Source organism: Microbulbifer mangrovi (genome assembly GCF_002009015.1).
Taxonomy (GTDB): Bacteria; Pseudomonadota; Gammaproteobacteria; order Pseudomonadales; family Cellvibrionaceae; genus Microbulbifer; species Microbulbifer mangrovi.
The window spans coordinates 1-2889 of record NZ_LZDE01000140.1 but is presented as its reverse complement, the minus strand read 5'-3'; the positions used below and the strand labels follow the sequence as shown (position 1 = coordinate 2889).

The following is a 2889-nucleotide window of genomic DNA, read 5'->3' as shown; positions in this document are numbered from 1 at the left end:
TTGCGACGCTCCTGAAAACCCACACCCGGCACCCCGCCTTCCATTCAGATATTTTTACTTCGTAAGTCTGCGAAAGCTATGTGTCGTGTCTCGGGTTACTTTTTTTAGAAGTTTTCCGGCATCTTCGCTTTCTCGCGCGCAGTCTCGCGACTGATGATGCGCTTCTCGACCATATCCTGCAGGCACTGGTCCATGGTCTGCATGCCGACGTTGGCGCCGGTCTGAATGGCGGAATACATCTGCGCAATTTTGTCTTCGCGGATGAGGTTACGGATTGCAGGGGTGCCGCGCATGATCTCGTGGGCGGCTACCCGGCCGCCGCCGTTGCGCTTGAGCAGGGTCTGGGAGATTACCGCCTGCAGGGATTCCGAGAGCATGGAGCGCACCATGGATTTTTCTTCCGCCGGGAATACGTCAACCACACGGTCGATGGTTTTGGCGGCGGAGGTGGTGTGCAGGGTGCCGAATACCAGGTGACCGGTTTCCGCGGCGGTGAGTGCCAGGCGGATGGTCTCGAGGTCCCGCATCTCACCCACGAGGATGATGTCCGGGTCTTCACGCAGCGCGGAGCGCAGGGCTTCGGAGAAGCCGTGGGTGTCGCGGTGGACTTCCCGCTGGTTCACCAGGCACTTCTTGGATTCGTGCACGAATTCGATCGGGTCTTCGACGGTGAGGATGTGCTCGTATTTATTGTCGTTGATGTAGTCGATCATCGCTGCGAGCGAGGTGGACTTACCGGAACCGGTAGGACCGGTAACGAGCACCAGGCCGCGGGGGGTGTCGGAGATCTGTTTGAACACCTGGCCCATTCCGAGGTCTTCCATGGTGAGTACCTTGGAGGGAATGGTCCGGAAAACGGCGCCGGCGCCGCGGTTGTGGTTGAACGCGTTGACACGGAAGCGGGCCACGCCGGGGACTTCGAAGGAGAAGTCGGTCTCGAGGAACTCTTCGTAGTCCTTGCGCTGCTTGTCGTTCATGATCTCGTAGATCAGGCCGTGTACCTGCTTGTGCTCCATGGGTGGCAGGTTGATACGGCGCACGTCGCCGTCGACCCGGATCATGGGCGGCAGGCCGGCGGAGAGGTGCAGGTCCGAGGCGTTCTGCTTGGCGCTGAAGGCGAGGAGTTCTGTAATGTCCATACTGCTACCCTTTATTCTTCTCTTTCTGACACTTGTCGATATGACGCGCGGGCACTGAGCGCATAGAATGCCCGCCGACTAATGAATGGGTCCCAGTATATGCGCAAAGGGTCTATCCCCGAAAACCTCAATTCCGTCGCTGAGCGAATCGTCACAGCCTGTCGTAGCTGTGACCGGCAGGACGACTCGGTCACGCTGCTGGCGGTGTCCAAAACCCGCCCGGCGGACGACCTGCGCACGGCGTATGCCGCCGGGCAGCGCCATTTTGGTGAGAACTACCTGCAGGAGGCGCTGGATAAGCAGGAAGCGCTGGCGGATTGCGACATTATCTGGCACTTCATTGGACCACTGCAGTCGAACAAAACCCGCGATGTGGCGGGACATTTTCACTGGATGCATACGGTGGATCGGCTGAAAATTGCGCGCCGTCTGTCGGAGCAGCGTCCTGTGGAGATGCCGCCGCTGAATATCTGCCTGCAGGTGAATATCGATGGCGAGGAGAGTAAATCCGGCGTCAGCCCGGAAAAACTGCCGGAACTGGCCGAAGCGGTGGCGGCACTGCCAAACCTGCGTCTGCGCGGGCTGATGGCAATTCCCGCTCCCCGCGGTGTTGCTGAAGATCAGCGCACACCTTTTATACAGCTGGCTGCGCTGCTGGAAGACCTTAAGGCCCGGCTGCCGGAGCAGCCACTGGATACTCTGTCCATGGGCATGTCCGGCGATATGGAGGCGGCCATTTTCAGCGGTGCCACCATGGTGCGCATAGGTACCGATGTTTTCGGGGCCAGAAAATAGTTTTCTCAAACGAACACGATAAGGAACAGTATGTCTGATCAAAAAATGGTCTTTATCGGCGGTGCCGGCAATATGGCCGGTGCGGTGATTGGCGGAATGGTGGCGAGTGGCTATCCGGCCGACAAGATCGTGGCGACCGGCCGCAACGAGGAAAAGCTCAAGCAGTTCTGTCAGCGCACCGGCGTACATGGCAGCACCGATAATCTGGCGGCGATCGCCGATGCAGATGTGATTGTGCTGTCGGTAAAGCCCCAGGTCATGAAGGAAATGTGCGAGTCCATTGCTGATGTAGTAAGTGCTCGCAAACCCCTGGTGATCACCCTGGCGGCGGGTATTCCGCTGGCTGCGTACCAGCGCTGGTTGGGTGCGGGCGTGCCCATCGTACGCGCAATGCCGAATACCCCGGCCCTGGTGGGCACCGGCGTCACCGGCCTGTATGCCGGTGGCGGTGTCACCGACGAGCACAAGTCGGTGGCAACACAAATGGCGGACGCGGTGGGCATCGCGCTGTGGGTTGCCGAGGAATCCGGTATCGATCAGGTGATTGCCGTTTCCGGTTCCGGCCCGGCTTACTATTTTCAGTTTATGGAATCCATGATCGATGCGGCGGAGAAGGCCGGTATGGATCGTGTGGACGCTGAACGACTTACCTTGCAAACCGCTCTGGGCGCGGCGAAACTTGCGGTGTCTGCCGATGTGGATGTGGCGCAGTTAAAGCGCAATGTTATGTCCCCGAACGGCACCACCGAGCGTGCGGTCAAACGCTTTCAGGAGGGTGGCCTGCCGGAACTGGTGGAGCAGGCTATGAGCGATTGCGCTGCGCGTGCGGCGGAAATGGCGAAAGAATTGGATAACTAATTAGCTTGTTGGAAAACGCCATCCTGGCCTTTTCCAGCCCGGGTTTGCGGCACTTGTCCGCAAACCCTCCACGACAAATTGAGCGCATGCGCTCAAT

3 protein-coding genes are annotated in these 2889 nt (G+C 59.1%); 2 read left to right on the top strand and 1 reads right to left on the bottom strand.

Annotated features, from left to right (window positions below; genetic code table 11):
• Positions 1-104 precede the first annotated feature (104 nt).
• Positions 105-1139: a type IV pilus twitching motility protein PilT gene (locus tag B4U49_RS00830; RefSeq protein WP_078082707.1), complete on the bottom strand. Its 1035-nt coding sequence runs from the start codon at positions 1137-1139 to the stop codon at positions 105-107.
• An 81-nt stretch (positions 1140-1220) separates the two neighbouring features.
• Between B4U49_RS00830 and B4U49_RS00825 the strand changes: the two genes are divergently transcribed.
• Together B4U49_RS00825 and proC are read left to right on the top strand one after the other, a co-directional pair.
• Positions 1221-1934 carry a YggS family pyridoxal phosphate-dependent enzyme gene (locus B4U49_RS00825; RefSeq protein ID WP_239692415.1) on the top strand — a complete coding sequence of 238 codons (714 nt, stop codon included), beginning with the start codon at positions 1221-1223 and terminating at the stop codon, positions 1932-1934.
• A 30-nt stretch (positions 1935-1964) separates the two neighbouring features.
• Positions 1965-2792 (top strand): pyrroline-5-carboxylate reductase, encoded by an 828-nt coding sequence (gene proC / locus B4U49_RS00820; protein ID WP_078082706.1) that lies wholly within the window; start codon positions 1965-1967, stop codon positions 2790-2792.
• Positions 2793-2889 lie beyond the last annotated feature (97 nt).